This is a genomic window from Tritonibacter scottomollicae, from assembly GCF_003003215.1.
Lineage (GTDB): Bacteria > Pseudomonadota > Alphaproteobacteria > Rhodobacterales > Rhodobacteraceae > Epibacterium > Epibacterium scottomollicae.
On record NZ_PVUF01000012.1, the window covers coordinates 111,440 to 129,453 of the forward strand.

At 56.3% G+C, this 18,014-nt stretch carries 16 protein-coding genes; 6 read left to right on the plus strand and 10 right to left on the minus strand.

Features of this window, described 5'->3' with window-relative positions; translation table 11 throughout:
• Positions 1-4: 4 nt before the first annotated feature.
• Both CLV89_RS16880 and CLV89_RS16885 read right to left on the minus strand, forming a co-directional pair.
• Positions 5-799: an endonuclease gene (locus CLV89_RS16880; RefSeq protein ID WP_106164843.1), complete on the minus strand. Its 795-nt coding sequence runs from the start codon at positions 797-799 to the stop codon at positions 5-7.
• Positions 792-2,129: a DNA cytosine methyltransferase gene (locus CLV89_RS16885; protein WP_106164864.1), complete on the minus strand. Its 1,338-nt coding sequence runs from the start codon at positions 2,127-2,129 to the stop codon at positions 792-794. The genes CLV89_RS16880 and CLV89_RS16885 overlap by 8 nt, the downstream gene beginning before the upstream one ends.
• Before the next feature lie 290 nt (positions 2,130-2,419).
• On the opposite strand from CLV89_RS16885, the gene rffA reads away from it, so the two are divergent.
• From rffA to CLV89_RS16900, 3 genes are read left to right on the plus strand one after another with little or no spacing between them, the layout of a single operon-like run.
• A complete protein-coding gene (gene rffA / locus CLV89_RS16890) occupies positions 2,420-3,568 on the plus strand; it encodes a dTDP-4-amino-4,6-dideoxygalactose transaminase (RefSeq protein WP_106164865.1) in 1,149 nt (382 codons plus the stop codon).
• Position 3,569: 1 nt separating this feature from the next.
• Positions 3,570-4,133, plus strand: a complete 564-nt coding sequence (locus tag CLV89_RS16895; RefSeq protein ID WP_106164844.1) for an acyltransferase — start codon at positions 3,570-3,572, stop codon at positions 4,131-4,133.
• Positions 4,130-5,050 carry a hypothetical protein gene (locus CLV89_RS16900; RefSeq protein WP_133166737.1) on the plus strand — a complete coding sequence of 307 codons (921 nt, stop codon included), beginning with the start codon at positions 4,130-4,132 and terminating at the stop codon, positions 5,048-5,050. Before CLV89_RS16895 ends, CLV89_RS16900 begins: the two co-directional genes overlap by 4 nt.
• 645 nt (positions 5,051-5,695) lie before the next feature.
• Here the strand turns inward: CLV89_RS16900 and CLV89_RS16905 are convergent.
• Positions 5,696-7,024 carry a reverse transcriptase domain-containing protein gene (locus tag CLV89_RS16905; protein WP_106164846.1) on the minus strand — a complete coding sequence of 443 codons (1,329 nt, stop codon included), beginning with the start codon at positions 7,022-7,024 and terminating at the stop codon, positions 5,696-5,698.
• A 717-nt stretch (positions 7,025-7,741) separates the two neighbouring features.
• On the opposite strand from CLV89_RS16905, the gene CLV89_RS16920 reads away from it, so the two are divergent.
• Together CLV89_RS16920 and CLV89_RS16930 are read left to right on the plus strand one after the other, a co-directional pair.
• Positions 7,742-8,818 carry a DUF4238 domain-containing protein gene (locus tag CLV89_RS16920; protein WP_106164849.1) on the plus strand — a complete coding sequence of 359 codons (1,077 nt, stop codon included), beginning with the start codon at positions 7,742-7,744 and terminating at the stop codon, positions 8,816-8,818.
• A gap of 2,071 nt (positions 8,819-10,889) precedes the next feature.
• Positions 10,890-11,201, plus strand: a complete 312-nt coding sequence (locus CLV89_RS16930) for a hypothetical protein (RefSeq protein ID WP_207796960.1) — start codon at positions 10,890-10,892, stop codon at positions 11,199-11,201.
• A 27-nt stretch (positions 11,202-11,228) separates the two neighbouring features.
• Here CLV89_RS16930 and CLV89_RS16935 read toward each other — a convergent pair whose 3' ends face one another.
• Complete coding sequence (locus tag CLV89_RS16935; RefSeq protein WP_106164852.1) at positions 11,229-12,974, minus strand: type I secretion protein; 1,746 nt, start codon at positions 12,972-12,974, stop codon at positions 11,229-11,231.
• 851 nt (positions 12,975-13,825) lie between these two features.
• Between CLV89_RS16935 and CLV89_RS16940 the strand changes: the two genes are divergently transcribed.
• Positions 13,826-14,119 carry a DUF1330 domain-containing protein gene (locus CLV89_RS16940; RefSeq protein WP_165798146.1) on the plus strand — a complete coding sequence of 98 codons (294 nt, stop codon included), beginning with the start codon at positions 13,826-13,828 and terminating at the stop codon, positions 14,117-14,119.
• Between the two features lie 430 nt (positions 14,120-14,549).
• Here CLV89_RS16940 and CLV89_RS16945 read toward each other — a convergent pair whose 3' ends face one another.
• From CLV89_RS16945 to CLV89_RS22930, 6 genes are all read right to left on the minus strand, one after another.
• Positions 14,550-14,897 carry a hypothetical protein gene (locus CLV89_RS16945; protein ID WP_106163720.1) on the minus strand — a complete coding sequence of 116 codons (348 nt, stop codon included), beginning with the start codon at positions 14,895-14,897 and terminating at the stop codon, positions 14,550-14,552.
• A gap of 45 nt (positions 14,898-14,942) precedes the next feature.
• Positions 14,943-15,719 carry a peptidoglycan-binding protein gene (locus tag CLV89_RS16950; protein WP_106164854.1) on the minus strand — a complete coding sequence of 259 codons (777 nt, stop codon included), beginning with the start codon at positions 15,717-15,719 and terminating at the stop codon, positions 14,943-14,945.
• A gap of 71 nt (positions 15,720-15,790) precedes the next feature.
• Complete coding sequence (locus CLV89_RS16955; protein ID WP_106163722.1) at positions 15,791-16,117, minus strand: hypothetical protein; 327 nt, start codon at positions 16,115-16,117, stop codon at positions 15,791-15,793.
• A gap of 9 nt (positions 16,118-16,126) precedes the next feature.
• The gene (locus tag CLV89_RS16960; protein ID WP_106164855.1) at positions 16,127-16,534 is read right to left on the minus strand and encodes a DUF4376 domain-containing protein; all 408 of its coding nucleotides are present in this window, start codon (positions 16,532-16,534) and stop codon (positions 16,127-16,129) included.
• Positions 16,531-16,866: a hypothetical protein gene (locus CLV89_RS16965; protein WP_106164856.1), complete on the minus strand. Its 336-nt coding sequence runs from the start codon at positions 16,864-16,866 to the stop codon at positions 16,531-16,533. Before CLV89_RS16965 ends, CLV89_RS16960 begins: the two co-directional genes overlap by 4 nt.
• A gap of 14 nt (positions 16,867-16,880) precedes the next feature.
• Positions 16,881-17,945 carry a hypothetical protein gene (locus CLV89_RS22930; protein WP_106164857.1) on the minus strand — a complete coding sequence of 355 codons (1,065 nt, stop codon included), beginning with the start codon at positions 17,943-17,945 and terminating at the stop codon, positions 16,881-16,883.
• Positions 17,946-18,014 lie beyond the last annotated feature (69 nt).

The window sequence follows — 18,014 nt, forward strand, 5'->3', positions numbered from 1 at the left end:
CCCCTCAGACCTCGTCCCGATAGGCGATCCGCCGCGTGTAGCTCAGCGCATTGGCGGCCACGAGGCGATAGTGACGCTCCTGCAGCACCTGGATCTCGTCGCCCTGCACCGCCAGTTCGAACAACGCCACGATGCTGTCATCCATGAACTGCGCGGCGATCGCACGGCAGCGCATGCCGGGAAACTTGGCGTCGGCATAGCGGATGTCCTGACTGACCTGCACGATTCCGATCTGATCCTTGCCGCCCTTGGCCTGCACCGGAATGATGGTATGGCAGCCGTACCGGTCGAGGCCGATATACAGCTCGTCGATCTCGATCTGGCCCATGCCCTTCACCGTGGTGCGCAGGTGGTTTTGCAGACTGTAGGTGGTGAGGCCCAGAAACGTGTCGATCAGCCGGTTGTAGCGCACCACCGCCAACAGCGCCTGCTCGTCATCCAGCGCATAGGCGCGGATGATGGCGGGGGTGGCGTCGGGGATGTCGATGACCTCCAGATCCTGCTGCGGCAGGATACGGTTGATCTTCACCAGGCTGAATTTATAGACCGCTCGCCCGGCCAGTTCGATCACCCATTCGCGCCCCTCGGGCTGGGTGGCCACGATGGCTTCGGGCAGCACATTGCGAAAGCGAAAGGAATAGAGCACATCGCCCAGGTTCTTGGGCAGTTTGATCGCCAGCTCCTGTGCGGCCTGCTCCAGCTCCTCGCGGGTGAAGCCAAACTCGGTCGCGCCTTCGCTGTAACGTTCGACAAAGATCTTCTCGATCAGGGCGCTGTAGCGGTTCTGCTGCTTAGCCATTGGCGGTCTTGGGCGCGGTCTCTGCGCGTTCCAGCTCGATATCCGCCTGCCGCCGCTTGGTCGCGCCGCTCTTGCGGTCCCGGCGCGCGGGCATGGCGTCCACCTCGAAATGGGCAGCGGCGCGGGTCAGGTCGAACTGCAGCAGCTTGGGATCCCCCAGCGCCAGCGTACCCTCCGGGCGTTCGGGCTGATAGCCAAGTGCTGCCATCATCTGAGCCGCCACGGCGCGGGCCAGCGGCGGGGGCACCGAATTGCCGATCTGACGCGCACCATGCCATTTGGTGGCGTTGAAACGGAACCAGTCGGGGAACCCGTGCAACCGCGCCATCTCGCGCACGGTGACGCAGCGGTCGTATTTGTAGTGGATCGGGCGCGGACTGGTGAAGGCACCGCGCGCGCCATCGGTCCCCGCCCGCAACGTGTTGGAGACACCTCCCCGGGCCAGCTTGAAGAACCGGCTGATCGGCTCCACCGCGCCCTCGGCAGTTTCGCCAAAGCGACGGCGGGTGATCTCGGTGTGACCGGTCCGCGCGCTCGACGTTAGAAGCGAGGGCTGCCAGTCGCGGATATAGCCGTGGTGCCAGGCATCATTGGTCAGCCCGCGCAGTTCTGCCGCGTAGTCCGACGGTTTGCCAAACCGCACACCGCGCGTGGCATCGCTGTCCAGCAGCGCGTCAAAGCGTTCCGCATCTGGCAGATCCCCCAGCGCCTCGCGGCAGCTGGGCCCGTCAGGCAGCCCTTCGAAGGTCTTGGGCTTGCCGCTGATATTGGTCTGCGGCGCGGGGTATTCGGGCAGCGGCAGGCCTTTCTTGACCCCCATCAGGATCAGTCTCTCACGCGATTGCGGCGTGCCGAAATGGGCGGCGTTCAGCACCTTCCACGGCGTGCGACAGACATATCCAGCCGCATCAAAGGCCGCCACCAGCTCCTCAAGGAACTGCTTGTGCTTGCCCACCGTCAGCCCCTTGACGTTCTCGAACACAAAGGACTTGGCGTCCAATTCCTTGACAATGCGCAGGAAATCCATCGCCAGCCGGTTGCGCGGATCGTCCAGCACCCGCTTGCCGATCATCGAGAACCCCTGACAGGGCGCACCACCCGACACACAGTCGATTTCCGCATCGCCCAGGCCTGCCGCCGCGCGGATCTGCTCGCCGCTCAGCCCCTCGACAGAGCGCGCCAGAACCGCCGTATGGGGGAAGTTGAACTTGTGAACGGCGCAATGGACCGGGTCGATTTCCACCGCGGCCCGGACGTCAAACCCCGCCTGCTCGAACCCGAGGCTAAGGCCACCTGCGCCCGCAAACAATTCGACTGCGATCGGTCTCAACTTTCGGCGCCCTTCGTTCACGTTTGATTCTCATATTCTAGCATGGGAGAGACGCGATGTCGATCGCGTCTGTACCTCTTACACAAGCTGCAGATCGAATGCCAGAACGTCTCAAAGCCGACAGAAATAACGCCAAGTCCGCAGGAGCGGCGGCGCGGACGATGATGGCAGTTTCGGGCAGCTCTCACGTCCCAGGCATTGCGACGAACGCCGTCATTTCAGCTTTAGATCCAGTGGCGTGATGACTATAGTGAGCGCCGGAGCTTCTAACTGGAAAGGCTGTGCTGGCCGTGACTTCGAACAAAGTCCCATTCAACCGCCCCTCATTCGTCGGACAGGAACTGCGCTGGGTCACCGATGCCATCGAGCGGGGTCAGCTCTCCGGGGATGGTCACTTCACCCATCTGTGCAACGAACAGATCCGAACCGCTACAGGTGCCGCTGCGGCCTTGCTGACGCATTCCTGTACTGCCGCTCTGGAAATGGCGGCGATCCTGTGTGACCTTGAGGCCGGTGACGAGGTCATCATGCCGTCGTTCACCTTTGTCTCGACGGCCAATGCTGTCGTTTTGCGCGGTGCAGTTCCGGTATTTGTCGACATCGACCCGAACACCCTGAACATTGATCCCAAACGGGTTAAAGCGGCGGTTACATCCCGCACCCGTGCGATCATCGCGGTCCACTACGCTGGTTTCCCTGCCGATATGGATGCGCTGGCAGAGATCGCGAGGACGCATGACCTGGTGCTGATCGAGGATGCCGCTCAGGCCTATGGATCCACTTACAAGGGACGGCCCGCAGGATCGCTTGCGGATATGGCCGCCTTCAGTTTTCATGAGACCAAGAACATCATCAGCGGTGAGGGCGGTGCGCTGACTCTGACACGGCCCGATCTGGTCGAACGTGCGGAGATTATTCGCGAGAAGGGAACAAACCGGTCTCGTTTCTTCCGTGGTCAGGTTGATAAATACACTTGGGTTGATCTGGGATCGTCCTTCCTGCCCGGAGAATTGATTGCCGCCTTCCTGCATGGTCAGCTGGAAATGGAGGCCGAGATCCGCAGCCGCCGTTGCGGTCAATTTGATCGCTACATGGCGGCGTTTGCCGATCTCGAAGCCGAAGGGCGGCTCAGACGGCCGATCATCCCGGAGCAGACCACAGGCAACGGCCATATGTTCTATTTGCTTTTGCCGGATCAGGACACGCGCGACGATCTGATCGCATTTTTAAAAGAGCGCGGCATTGGCGCCCCCTTCCACTACGTGCCTTTACATTCCTCCCCCGCCGGTCAGAAATTTGGTCGCGCCGACGAGGAACTGCCTGTGACCCAGGACACATCGGATCGCCTCCTGCGGCTGCCCATGTTTTTCTCTCTCGGCGCTGATATAGAGGGCGTGATTGATGCGACCGCCGCGTTCTTCAAGCGCGGTGGGCACTGACATGGCCTATCTCACTCAGGCACAACTCGACACCATGGGCTTTGCCAGCCTTGGCCACGATGTGAAGATCAGTGACAAGGCCTCCATCTACAACGCCGAGCAGATGACCCTCGGGGATCATACCAGGATCGACGATTTCTGTGTCGTGTCTGGCTGTGTGACCACGGGCCGTAACGTCCATATCGCGCCATTGTGTCTGGTTGCAGGCGGAACCCCGGGGATTGAATTCTCCGATTTTTCCGGCCTGGCCTATGGCGTTAAGATCTTTGCGCAATCTGACGATTACTCCGGCGCCACCATGACAAACCCAACCGTGCCAGCCGCATTCAAATCGGAAACCAAGGCGCGTGTCTCTCTCGGTCGCCATGTGATCGTCGGCGCAAATGCGGTTGTCGCCCCCGGTGTTTCACTCGCGGACGGGACAGCCGTTGGTGCAGGATCGGTTGTATTGGCATCAAGTGCGCCGTGGTCGATCATGGCAGGCGTTCCGGCCAAACATATCAAGACCCGGTCTTCCGACCTGCTGGCCCTCGAAGATGAGCTTCTGCAGGCGGAATCGCATTGACCAAATCCAGACACCCTAACTACGTGATATATGCCCCCGATTTCGATCCAGATAGCGGCGGCGCGATATTCCTGCACCAGCTGGCTCATGCATTGGGTCAGCTGGGCGAAGACGCTTCGCTGTGGCCCTGGAATGTGCCGAGCCGGAGCGACACCAGAAAACATCTGCGACGCATCATCCGAAACCCAGGCCTGCTCTGGCAAACGCCCGTCGGAAAACTGCTGCGCGACCCGGCCATGCAAACCCGAATAGCGACCCACAAGGATCTGCGCTCCGACACGATTGTGGTCTATCCGGAGGTCACACTCGGCAATCCGCTGCAGGCCCGCAAGATCGCCCGCTGGCTGCTCTACAAGCCCGGACTGAAGGACCCGTTCCAGTTCACCGAGAATGAAATGTTCTTTCGCGCCGGGGAGATGTCCGATCTGCCTGAGATGACAGGCGGCGCCGAAGACCTGTTTCTATGGCGCCGCAATCCGGTCTATCGCAATGAGAACAGACCAGAGCGAAAGGGCGTTTGCTATATGGTCCGCAAGGGGCATGAGAAAGAGCGGATCCCGGAAACCGAGGATCCCGCAGCCATCTGCATCGACGGCCTGTCCCATGAAGAGGCTGCCGAGGTCTTCAATACGTGCCAGATCTTCTACAGCTACGATGAGGCCACTCTCTACTCTCAATATGCTGCCATCTGCGGCTGCACGAGCGTCATTATCCCCGGGTTCTTTCGAGATCGGAGCGAATGGGTCGCGTCACATCCGCTTGGTCGGGTTGGCGTTGCATATGGGCTCGACGATTTGGATCATGCCCGCCAAACCCGTAGCCAGGTGCAGGGCGTCCTAGACGCGCAGGAACAAGCCGGGCTGGACACAGTCAGGCGTTTCATTTCCACGACACAAGCCGGTTTCTCCGTAGCGTAGTCACAGCTGCGGTTGCGAACCCAGAATTGGACGCCTCTCCAGTCGTGAACTGAACTGTCGGGAGCAGGTAAGTCACAAACAGCTGATGGGCCTCCATGTTGAGTGAGGCGGCCTACCTGAGTAGGTACAAACAATGCCGAAGCAGAGCCCAAGGCGTTGATGTGAAACTCTCCAGCATTTTCAAAGTGGTACGGGCGGCGGGACTCGAACCCGCACGGCTAAAGCCTGGGGATTTTAAGATTGCGCCTTTTCCTTTGTTTTCAACAAGTCGGTTACACAAAAACAAAGCCCCGCACCGCAAATAGCGGTCCGGGGTTGCGTAGCTGGGGGAGACGATTTGCGTCGACTTAAAGCACTTCTGTCTCCAAATGTTCCCGTGCCTCTTTGAATGTCTCCGACCGACCGTGTTTGGCTGGGAATCGATCAAGCGAGTCAAAGCTGATCTTCATCCGCCATCCTGTCGACGATCACTTTGCGAATAAGCCTGCTGCACGCTGTGCATAAACTGATTAAGGAAGCCAGCCCGGAGCGGTGATTGGTCCAGGGCACAGCGTGAAACCAAGCGTGACGCCAAGGGCGGGAAGCTGTCATTAGCTGCGGTCGCGAAATCTGTAATCGGATTAGCAAAAGCGGACAAAGACTTGACTAGTGATGTTCCCCAATTGGCATGTGTTCCGTCTGCGGAACGCCGAAAACAACCATTCTCACATCTACGGGTGCAGATTTGCTCTTCTTGTGAACCCAATTTCTGTAGTCAGATACTTTTGTCTGGATATCTGCATCCACACTCGCAAAGACTGAAGTCTCGGAGCAAAATGCGAATGATTTTTGCCACCCATAGACCTTTTTCCCGATAGCTTGAATAACGAAGCTCTCCGACTGGCTCGGCGGCAGTTTCTTACCCTGTGTTATCGAGGCATTGATCGCGGCCTTTGATTTCGAAATCATGTCGGAGACGTCTCTGTTCAGTCTTTCAACTGATTTCGCGCTTGGCACGCAGCGCTTTGGTTGTAACATGCAGCCCAAGAAGTTGATGCTTTGCGGACCACACTCGCCTTCAGCCGCCTTGTCTGAGCCAGGTGAAGGTTTGTACAGTTGAAAGTCAAATGCCTCTAACCGTTCTTTTGCATGGGCAATGGCTTTTTCTAGTGCCTCCCTATCGGGGGCGACCATTAAGAGGTCGTCAATATACCGTACGGCAGTAACACCTCCTTGATTCAGTTCCTGGTCTAGTTCGTAGAGCAGTACGTTTCCCGCAAAAGCTGAGAGTGAAGACCCTTGTGCGACACCAATCCCACCGGATGGGAATAGCTTAGCATATGTTGCCAATTCGTCCTTGTTGGCGAGGTTGACCTCCAATCCGCGAGCAAAAAGTTCTGATAATTTTTCATCACACGTCTCCCTGCGAACAAAATCGACAACTTGTCCTGTCGGTATCTTGGTAAAGAAGGCCTTGATGTCGGACTGAAAGAAGAAGCGTGAACCATTGTCGACCGCATCATTGATTAGCTCAATAGCGGGTCTTACTCCGCCATATGGCTTGATCAGACCTCCAACGCCATACTTGGATACGTTGATTTGGTTGATCTTTCCAAGTCGCTCGTCCCGAAGCGTTTCGTACCTTGTATCGATGTCGCGGGTGTCGCGAGCTCTGCGCGGCTGGAGAACTTGCAAGATCGCTCTTTGAACCACGCGATTTCGAAGCGACGCAACGGCAATTGGACGAGGGTTCTTCTTTTGCGCCAGGCGCATTCTCTTGTCTTTGAGCACGCCTGTTACGCCATCGAACACAAATCGGCTTTCTCGCAGCTGTCGTCCAATCGTCTTAAGGTGGGTTTGGTGGCGGTGCTCGAATTCAGCAGCCTGACCTGCTATTTCACTGTTCGCAGACTTGAGCGCGCTCCTTTTGACGTGCCGCCAAGCCGCGAACAGATTTTGTTCGCTGCGCATCTCATCAAAGAGTGTTTTCGTCATTTCTCCGCTCGGCTCCCCTAGCTCATACAATCGCCGACCGTTGACGGGCTTCGACCATCCACTGCGCACGGCATTGCCGCGTACACAGACACCTTGGCAGCAAACGCCACCTTGGCGAGATCGCCTCGGCTTTCGATCCGCATCGATGCTTCGAGCTTCACGTCAGACGCCAAGACAATCATGGACGCTGCGGCCAGCACGCAAGCGAGCAAGCCGGTACGCCAGCTCAATCGAGCCGGTTTTTGGGGTTCAGATCACACATTTCCGCGCCTTTCATCTTAACAGGTTTTTGGCCACGTCAAGCGCTTTCCGCCCCGGCCTCGCCCACCACGTAGAATGCTTATCAGCCGCCTTGGGGCCACCATGAGATGGTGCATTTACAGCCTCAGAAGCAACGGTCGGGCTTCGACCATCCACTGCGCACGGCATTGCCGCGTACACAGACACCTTGGCAGCAAACGCCACCTTGGCGAGATCGCCTCGGCTTTCGATCCGCATCGATGCTTCGAGCTTCACGTCAGACGCCAAGACAATCATGGACGCGATATATAGTGGATATGAGCGGAACGAACTTCAAGTGGTTGGGCATGCACTTTTCATCTTTTCATCGCCATAAAGTTGTGGATTGATGAGTGTCAATTGAAACATACGCGACCAAAGCCTTTGAACTGAGAGGTAAGGGAAGCGACTCTAACCCGCCAGACGAGGGACGCTTTCGTGGCCGAAAAGAAAAATCAACACTTTGTCCCCAAGGTTCATCTCAGGTATTTTGCGAGGGACGATAAAGGACGGCAAATAGACGTCTGGCTCCCCAAGCAAGACAAGGTTGTTAAGGGTGCGTCGATCAAAAATCAGTGCTCTAAGAGCTACTTTTATGGCAAAGACCTGAAGATCGAGAACTTCTTGAACTCACCGGAAGCGATGTTTGGAAGAACTGTTGATCAATTGATTGAGTGTGAAAGTGGCGATGACGAGGCGCTTGAGGCTCTTCTTTTTCTATGGCTTCTGCAACACACTCGAGCTGAGAGAACGATCACCGAACAATTGTTGGTAATGTCCGCCATGCGCGATAAAGTTTCGCTTGGTCAGGAAGATAACGAAGACCTGCGGGATTGGCTCGGACCGCCTATCGGCGCTCCAGAAGCAATGCAAATGACGCTGGATAGTGCAAAAGAGTATTTTGACATCATATCTGATCTACGCTGCGTATTGCTAACAAACCAAACAAAGACAGAATTTGTGTTGTCTGACTGCCCTGCCGTGTCTTCCAATAAATTGATCTTGAAGCGATATATGAAATACCGCAATTGGGGACTTGGTGGTGCCGGTTTGTACTTATACATGCCGCTTACGCCAAAACTTGGCTTCTTTGCTTTTGACAGGCATGCCTATGAACTTGTTTCGAGGAGAGGAAGCACGTGCAATCTGAATGAGCAGGATGTCGTCGCGTTGAATCAGCTCGTTTATTTGTTCTGCAACGACTTAGTCGTGCTGCCTCCGAACTGCGACACCAATAGTGCAATTAGCCAATTGAAAGAAGTTGAGGAAGCGAAGCCAGAAAGAACCATGCGGGTAAACATCGCCACAGAAGACGAAGATCAAGCCCGAGAAGGCAGCAAACGGTTTTCTGTCGCATCTGACGAGGAATTTGCTATCTCGCCCAGAGGAGGCTTGATTCACGTCGAGAGTGTTCCGCCAATAGTGCCCCGTCACTTTCCAAAACTTCGCATTCGGCAGAACCCGAAATTCATAGACACTCAGTCCGCAGCGGGCCTCAAGCGCTATAGGGCTTGAGCCCAACTTGATACCGAGAGAGAAGGCTCTGCCTGGCGAAAGCAGGAAATACCGGCGCTTACATCGCTAGTTATCAGGGGCATTTGAAGAAGTGCAAATGTCTTCTATTTCTGGCCGCACCGCAGCATCGCCATGGGATGGTCAACTTCCGGTTAGGGCCGGATGTAGCTTGCATCGGGAAGGCGATTTCCCAGTTCGCAAGGTCGACGCTCTTGACTTGCCGAAAGCAGCGTCTTTCATGCCGAGCATGAATGATCTCTCAACACATTCGCTGGATGAACTAACAATTGACGAGTCCTCGCGGCCCAAAGCTCCGAAGGCTCCAGCAGCGACAGACATGCACCGCCGCCGAGGTCGACAGCTGGCCGCCATCCACCGTCACTATCTGATGGAGATGCCCCAAATTGGAGCGGTGTTGGCGCGGATCGAGGCGGCTGGTGGAGGGATGTTGAGAGGTCGTACGCTCCCATTTTGGCTATGAGGAGACTGAAATGGCAGAGGCCATCGGATATTCCCTCGGATCGATTTGAAACCGCATCCGGATCAGCTAAGCATCGCCTGAAGTAAATGCAGTGTCGGAGCGCGTTCGTCCGCGCTGCAGCCGTTCGCCGGTCAAGAGCCTGGAACTTTGTTCCGGGCTCTTCCGCTTTCTTCAGGTGGATGAACTCTCAGTCCTATCATAGTTATAGATAGTAACTTCGGAGACTAGAACTTTCTACATCCGCTTGAAGCAATCTCACCAGGTTCGACAGGGTGCCCAGGCTGAGGGTTGAGAATAACTGGCTGGATACCGGTAATGTGTCGCATGCAGGCGTCGACAGAAGCCTCTGCCATCCTTCGTCCACCAACGTAGATGTCGATCCAATCGTGTCCTCGGTGCCCGGAATGGCAGGGGCCATCCTGCGGTCGATGCCCATCTCCGCAAAGATCTTCTACGATGGCGTACTTTCGCAATCTTTTAATGTAGAAGCGAGTTCCGGCTGGATAATCCATGATACTACGCCCACCCTTTTTTACGTGTCCAACGGCGAGAGTAACTGGATCGGAATAGGTTCCGGCTCCTCCTGCTGAACGGTGTATCACCGGACGAGCGATCTGGGCCGAACCGCGTGGCGTGTTGTCCCAGTAGCTGTAGCCCGTCAGATAGGCGTTCATCGGCGTCTCCACAGGAAGCCTTGATATGTCTCGATACCCGAGAGATGTGCTCGCTCGATTAACAACATCGAGACCGTGGGAGCGAGGTGTGCCGCAAGCAGCCAAAAGCGCCAAGCTCAAGACCGGTGCAAATTTTAATTTACGAAATGTGTTCATTGTTTACTCCTAACCGGAAGGAATGGAACTTGTGCCGTTAGCTTGATGAAGACTGCAGGCACCTCTATCGGTAAACATTCCGGGTTTCTGAGGAGCTAAGTTTCCAAATTAGATACAATGCAATTAATTTAAATTATTGAATTCGTGCATTCCATCGACTTAGCAGGAGCGGTGGCCGATGAGTTATTAGAGTTATTGAATGCGTGAAAAAAACAAAAATTCAAAATCTGGAACAATTAAAGAAGCTTGAACACATATTGCGCCACCAGCAACAGCGCACCCCAAATGTAGATTCACTCCATCGGTAGTATCGGTATTTGGAATGGTGATCTGATAGATAACGTACCCATTCCACGCAATACGTGTTCATGCGTGGCATTGGTTATTGTTTTATTTACCAGTTTCTCAAATCCTAGGCTGTGCGCTTACAGACCTGGGGACATTGATATGTGTGCAAAAACTGCCTCTGAAACCGCGAAAAAATTCTTTAGAAAAATTCTTTGGACGGGGTCTAGTAGGCCTATATCCGAGAGAAGTAGGCACCCTCCTCACAGAATGCGAGATCGGCGAACACTGTTCACACTAAAGTCCGAAACACTGCAAGATCCCGAAGCCGCCAGTTCTACAAGCTCGGCTATTCTGAACTATGAGCAAGTGCTCGCTTACACTTTTCTTTACGCATCAGAACAGCTTACAGACTTTGACAAGCGAGATGACCTCTCGAATGCCGTGGCCAGAGCGGACAGGCAGTCAGTGCTTCATGCTCTACTTGAAGCTTCCCTGCACATGGGAAGCACGCCAGATCAGCAAGCCTTGTTTAATCAAGGGGTCCATTGCGATGTATAAGTTCTATTCTGCGAGCGGAGTGATTGGCCTTTCTCGCTACGAGGATGGCCGGGATCTTCCTGAACGCTTCAATGATGGCAGTCGTGAAACCATACCTTCTGGAGGCTGGTCTTCGGAAGAATGGTTGGCAACCATGCTCACACAGCTAGTAGAAGAAGAGAATATGAACCTTGAGCAACTCATGTCACATCTAGCGACTATGGGTGTAGCCGATGATCGAGGTTAGCGGTAGCGTCGAACCTATTGAGTCCTACTAAAGCAGTAGCGCCAACAATGGCAGCAAGCCCAAAGCGATTGCCGCGATGCCCAAGCCACCATCATCATCAAAATCCTCATCTGGTTCGGGTGATGGCTCATCCACAGGTGGTACATCACCAGGACCAGACGTTAACGACTCAATGAGTGCTTCTGCGTCGTAGACCCCGTCAATCTCCCCAACCTCGTCTTCGACTATACCTACGGCTTCCCAGTAGACCTCCATCTCTTCAGTCCAGGTAGGTTGAGAGACCACCACGCGCATGACTTCTAAGCTATCGAGATCGGCGTGAAGAATACCATTATTGAATATTTCGTTCTCAATCTCTTCAGAGGTCGCCTCTTCAACGTTCGCGTTTGCATTTCTACTACCGGGTGAATCTCCCTCGTCAACTCCGAGGTAGGTTACTGAAATGTTCTCGCCACCGCTCAACAACCCCGAAAGATCGAAGTCGTTTGACGTAACCTCTTCAGATTTCGAAGTTAAGAAGAGCACGAGTTCGTCTGGGTTTCCGAATGCGTGCACATCGATTGTAGGGGAAGAGTATTCGGTTTCTGAGTTTTCCGAACCCACTAGGTCTATGGATCGATTTCCGGGCAAGCTCTCTTCCATCATCCGAAACATCTCACCGCCGACGGTGAGCTCATCGTGTTCGAACCCGGAACTTAATGCGTTTCGAGTGTTTTGAAGTAGAGGCCAAGCGTGAGCAGTGTCGACACCATGCTCAGGGAACTGCTCTAGGATTTCCAGCATTTCATGCGCTTGTCGCAAGCCATAGTCGGAGTCAGGGTCAAGTGAAGGAGTGGATTTCAAATTCCACTCAGTGACATATGTGTCGAGGTCTTCGTTCCTCTCAAGCCACGTACTTTCCACGAGCCTGGTAGAAAAGTCACGCATCTCGGGGTTGAGTTCGCCTCTTGTGTAGATATGGGACGATACTCCGTCGATCTGGTCAATTTCCTGATCGTCGAACTCATTCATGATGAGCGCATTGTTAACCTTTGACCAGTTGATCTCACCGCTTGAAAAAGTGAAGCCCTCGCTAAAGTCTTGACTGTATTCTTCAGACAACGCGCTCAAGACTGCCTCAGGTGTATCTAAATCGTCGTAGGAACTATCCAATCTTGCAAAGTCGAAGTTAGTTCCTGCCTGTACGACAACATCTATGTCTCCTGTGTCGAAACCCATGTCTTGAGAGTCTGACAAAGCTTGATCAATAACCGAAGACATCTCGCTAGACAGCCGGCCATACTCGACGGATGACATTTGTCCCGATCCCCAGTACTCGTTGCCGATCTCGAACGCTGCAATTTCACCGTTGCCGTGCACTCCACGTACGACATCGCGAACAAAACCATAGAGCTCCTCATGATCAAAATCTGGTTCTCGGTCCCCATTTTCGTCAGTGGCTTCAGATAGATAAGTTCTTGTCGGGATGACAACAGTCGTCGATATTCCGAGTTCCCCTGCAGTGGTTAGCCAATCATTGAGTGGGATCAGATTCACCGGTTCGCCGTTCTCAGGATCTATGCCAGAGGAGCTATTGGGGTTCGAGATATCGAAGTACTCTTCAGTAACTGACCCTCCAGGAAAACGTACCGTTTCCACCCCCAAATCCTGGACTAACTGCCGATAAGACTGATCACCGTCTAAGGTATCCCTATGGAACAGAAAATTCCCACCAAAATTATCTTGTGTGAAATTTGATCGAAATTCTGGGTTTGCATCAAGGGCAGTCGACATCACAGTTCTCCAAGTGTGGGCATTGCTGAACCTGCGCCAAAATTGCCAACAAAATGGAAACGATAAAACTTTACTGTAATTCGGCTGCTTTAGGTTAATTAACCAGGCCTGAGGAGGTTTTTTTGTTTTTATTTGACGAGATTCGCACTCTTGAAATATAGTCGGGTTGGAAAATCTTGCCCTGACACCTGATACAATGGATATCTGAGATCAAAGGATCGCTGAAGATAAACTCAATGGAGAGTGCTCCGTACGATGGAACTGAGATACTCATCTATGTGCACAGCACCTTCAGGAGAGCCAAGTTCTTCGGTATTGGTTCCTCCAGCTCGGTTAGCATAGGGGTCCAGCATCTGACTCAATTCAATGAGGGATGCTGGGTTCTAATTGATGACACAGGCAACGTGATTGCGGGTTGCACTGTATCCAAACAGGAGCCTAGCGGATGGTTACCCTGGACAGACTGACAACTTTCGGGTGTTTTGCGATATAGAATAGTGAAGCGAGCATGTCGCGTATTTGCTGCGCGGTGTGCAGCATTGCTATGGCAGAACTTGCAGTCTTGAATGTCCGTACTTGGGAGATCTGCTGATTTCCTTCACGCTTGCAGCGAAGGCTTCACTGCGCCTTGTCTGAATGTCGAGTTGGAGCTGCGGACCGGTCATCCCGCTGGCCGGACTGAAGCCTGAAAGCTCAAGTTTCCGGTGGCCGCACCGCCGCAAGTCCGGTTTGAGCCCTTATCAGCCCCCGTAGATGCCGACACTGACGATAGGAGTGCGCCGCTGGCGACTAAAGAGTATGCATTCTAAGCTGCCTGGGCAGCCTGATCATGCGCAATGAAGGAGAGCATCGTGACAGCATACATCATTGGCCAGATGGAGATTCACAGTCGGGATTGGATGGATGAATATTTTGCGAAGATGCCTGACCTGGTGAAACGTCACAACGGAGCTTTCAAGGTCCGTGGCGGCAAGCCGGAGCAACTTGAAGGGGAGGGCAAGATGCCTGATGCTGCTTTCGTCATCGAGTTTCCAGACCGCAGTCATGCTACATCATTCTGGAATTCCGACGAGTTCCAGTCTCTTGCGGTTCTGCGACGCACTGGCTCCACACTGAACGCAATCCTCACTGATGCGGTGGAGTGATCGCGTTTCGGCTTCGCCCCGCCTCTCCGCCGCTCAGCGCGCTGTCGGCTCAAGTACCGAGGGCCCCGCGCTACATGGCAGGGCCCTCGTTTCGTGGGTGTATGAAGTCCACGCATGGTCCGGGAGGGTATAAGTCCCGTAGCTTCAGCTTGCACGCCGCAACCTTTTGGCACCAGTTAATAAACCGCAAACAAAAACAGACAGCGATACAGACCGGCCCGGCAATCAGTGAGGATCAATCAGGCCCGTGCCCTTCAGAACGGGTTCCTGTTTTCGAAGGACTCCCCAGCCGTTGCAGGCGCAGCATTCGTGTACCACGCCGCTCCGGCTGGTCTCCTTCCCATGCCCATGGCAGGCCGGGCAGACCTTCGCAGAGGCGCGAACACCCCGCCGACTGAGCGAAGGCGGGGTGGCAGCGGGTGTCGACCGCTTAGTCAATGTATCGCTGGATGAGACCAGCCAACTTGCTGCGCGCCAGGTTCGTCAGAACGCTATCGTCTGGCCCGAGGCGCAGGATGGCGTCGGGCACAGACCGCTTGGCATGCTCCACGGCCTCGCGGATCAGAACGTCCGCCGCTTCATTCGGCCCCCGCTCAACACCGGCGCGAATGCCGCTCATCAGGGCACTGTGCAGCGCCTCGCGGTGGCGGGCCTCGATATCGAGACCCCAGCGCTGTTTGGCGGTATGGGCGGCACTGCCGATCAAGGCGGTCAGAAGCACACTCAGTCCGCTGAGCACAACGGGCAGCAGCTCTTGGAGAAGATCATTCAGGTTCATGGGTTGGTCCTTTTCAGTTTGAGAGATGAGAACGCCGGTCCCCGATCAAAATCGGAGAACGGCCAGGAAACGCCGCAGCCAGTTGACGCGCGGTGCGGGCGATTTGGGTTTGGGAGAGACATCGATTGGCGGCAGCTGGCGCAGCGCCTGGTGCAGTGCGGCGCGGGTCTTTGGTCCGCTCACCCCGTCCACCGTCAGCCCCGCCGCACGCTGGAAGGCCCGCACATCTGTCGGACTATGACCGAGCAGGACCAGCTGCGCCCTTTGGGTCCAGTCCCGCCGCTGAGCGTAGTGGTTATATCCGCCGTTCACCTTGTAGGTGATGCGCTTCACGTCACCTTGATCGGCGAGCGTGTTGAGGCCACGGGTGGTCCAGTACCAGAGCGCCACCAACCCCTCCCACGGATCGGTCAACACCGCGTCCGGGTCTGCCTCAAAGTCGGGTGTGGTGTGATCGATCCCACGCGCCCAAGCGGTGAAGGCGCGATAATTCCACCGCCCGGTGATCTGGATGGGACCGCGCCCGCGCAGCAGATACCCATCGCCATCCCGCTCCGGCGTGTTGCCGAGATCCGTGCGGATGTCATATCGCGCCTGCGCAGGCGTCGGCCCCCATAGCTCACGGTCAAAGCGGAACGCCCCGCTCTCCACCAGCACCTGCCCCAGAAGGCAGGCAACCCGATGCCGCCGGTTCAGGCCAACGTCGCTGCCGTAGGCATTCAGCGCCTTCAGGAACGACACGGCGTTGTCTGCCTGCGTGCTGCCTTTCGGGATCTTTCCGGTGATCTTCTGCAGGGTGTCGAATGTCAGGATTTGCATCATGCTGCCTCCAATGAAGAAGCCCCGCTCAAGGCATGCTTGGCGAGGTGTGAACGGTTTGATTTTTGCCGGGCTTAGCGGATCGGCAGGCGCTCCATGCGCTCCAGCCGGTTGTCGATCTTGTTCAGGGTGGAGAGGATCAGAGACAGGCGCTCATCCTGACGGGCGAGGCTTGTTTCATTGGCGCGCACACGCCCGGTCAATGCGGTCTGCCGCGCCTCTGAGGCCGTCAGATCGACCCGCAGCCCGTTGATGGTTTGGGCAAGGCTTTCCGTTTCTCCGCGCAGTGTTGCGACCTGCAAGCCAACCCAGAGCCCCGCGCCCACCAGCCCGCAGGCGACGGTCCAGGCAAGCGACTTGTTCAACGTGATGCCGCGGTCGCTATTTTCGATCATGGTCATGTCCTGTCCTCAGATTGCCAGCGCCGCGCCAAAGGCCGCCTGGATGTCAAAGCCTGCCGGATCGCTCGCCGCCTCGATCTGCGCCGCCACTGTGGCCTCGGCGGCAAAGCAGGCCTGAATGTGCTGCACCACGGCTTGCGCCGCCGCCTCGACCTGCGGCTTCGTCAGCTCGACAAAGCCGGTGGGTGTTTTCCACGCCAGCGGCGCGCTGATCATGTCCTGCTGCAAGGCGCTGACCGCACCGGAGAGCGCCAGCCGCGTCGCCTCATCGCCCGGCACCTGCAGACCATCCGGCAGGACCACGCCTGCCACGGAACACTGCCAGCGAATGTCGGCGAGCTTTGCCAGTGCCTTGGCCCGGTCCTGCTCGTTGCGTGCGGCAGCAGTGACGACTTTGGAAAAGTCGATATTGCTCATGCTTCACCTTCGGGTTCATCAGTTGGGGCCTGCACCACCTCATAGGGCGGCAGGGGCACCGGCCCGTCGCCGGTCAGGGTCACAGGCTGCGGAAAGCGGGTTTCCTCTGGCGCGTCCGCACCATGGGGCAGGATCAGGGTCAGGTGGAGCGCGCCGCCTTCGCGGGTGACCTCCGAGGCCAGCCAATCGCAGGCCACCGCATCACGGGGCAGCACGTCGCCCTCTAACAATGCGGTGAAGTCGAAGGCCTCGCCGTTGAGGGTCAGCACATCGCCCTGGCGGGTTGCGACCAGCGCCGTATCGCAGCGCGTTGGAGTGAATGAGATTTGCATGATGGGATGCTCCTTTAGAACCAGCGGCCAATTGCCACGACCTTGCAATTGAAAGCTGATCGCGCCTCAGCGGCAGACCACCCATGGATCAGCAAGGACGTTGCCGTTGGCGATGAACAGGCGATGAATAGCGGAGCCGCTGCTGCGATGGCCGCCCCTCCGTAGTGGACCAGAGCCGCGAATGCGGCCGGAAATGTCCATGTAACGCCGCCAGAAGCAGACGTTGAAACTTCACTCATACAAATCTGCGTTCCATCGGCAAAGCGCACATATTCCCCGTTGGCGTTGCTGCCGCGCTCGATCACCGCACCGGTGGGCGTGCCACCGGAATGCGAGACCGTGCCCAGCAGGTTCTCCGAATGCAGCAGCTGCGCCCAGCCTCCGAAGGCGTTGCCGGAGGTGCGCACCAGGATCTCGCTGGATGCATTCGGCGCTGACGAACTGCCGCGCGCCGCTATCTGCACCCCCCGCCCCGCATTCCGGCGCAGCTGCAGGAGTGCGCCGTCAAAGGGCCAGCCATCGGCAGCCGCAATGTTGTAGAGACCCGCCGGGGCGTCCAGTTGTGCGGGATCTGCTAGGTTTGGCGGGTTCGTGGTCAAAATTCCGCCCGCGCCCGTGGTCAGCAATTTCCCGTCGCTTGCATCAACGGCGCTGGCCTGCACCGCCGCGCCGCTGGCGCGACCGACGCTGTCAAACTCGATAGCCTCGGCATTGCCGGCCATCAGCGCCAGCCGGGAGCTGCCGGCGGCGTTGCCGATGGTGGTCTTGTTGCCCTCGGTCTGTACGTAAAAATTCGACGCCACGCCGTCGCGGAACCTGGCCAGCACGCCGGGCGTGCCCAGCACTTCCAGATCCGTGAACTTGCCGGCTGCCGGATGGGTCAGCCCCACGGAGACGCCATTGATCGCGCCCTCGATGGCGGTGACGTTGGTCTCCAGGAACTCGATGAATGCCAGCAGCTCATTGCGATGGGTGACCGCGAAGTGCTGGAACAGCGCATACATCTTGGCGTCAAAATCCGCTTCTGGCGTACTGCGTTTGGGGATTTGGGGAAACGGCGAGAAGCCGGGAATGCTCATGAGAGAGTGTCTCCTATTTGAGGGTTTTGATGATCAGGGGGAAGACGGACTCGCCGGCCACATCGATGG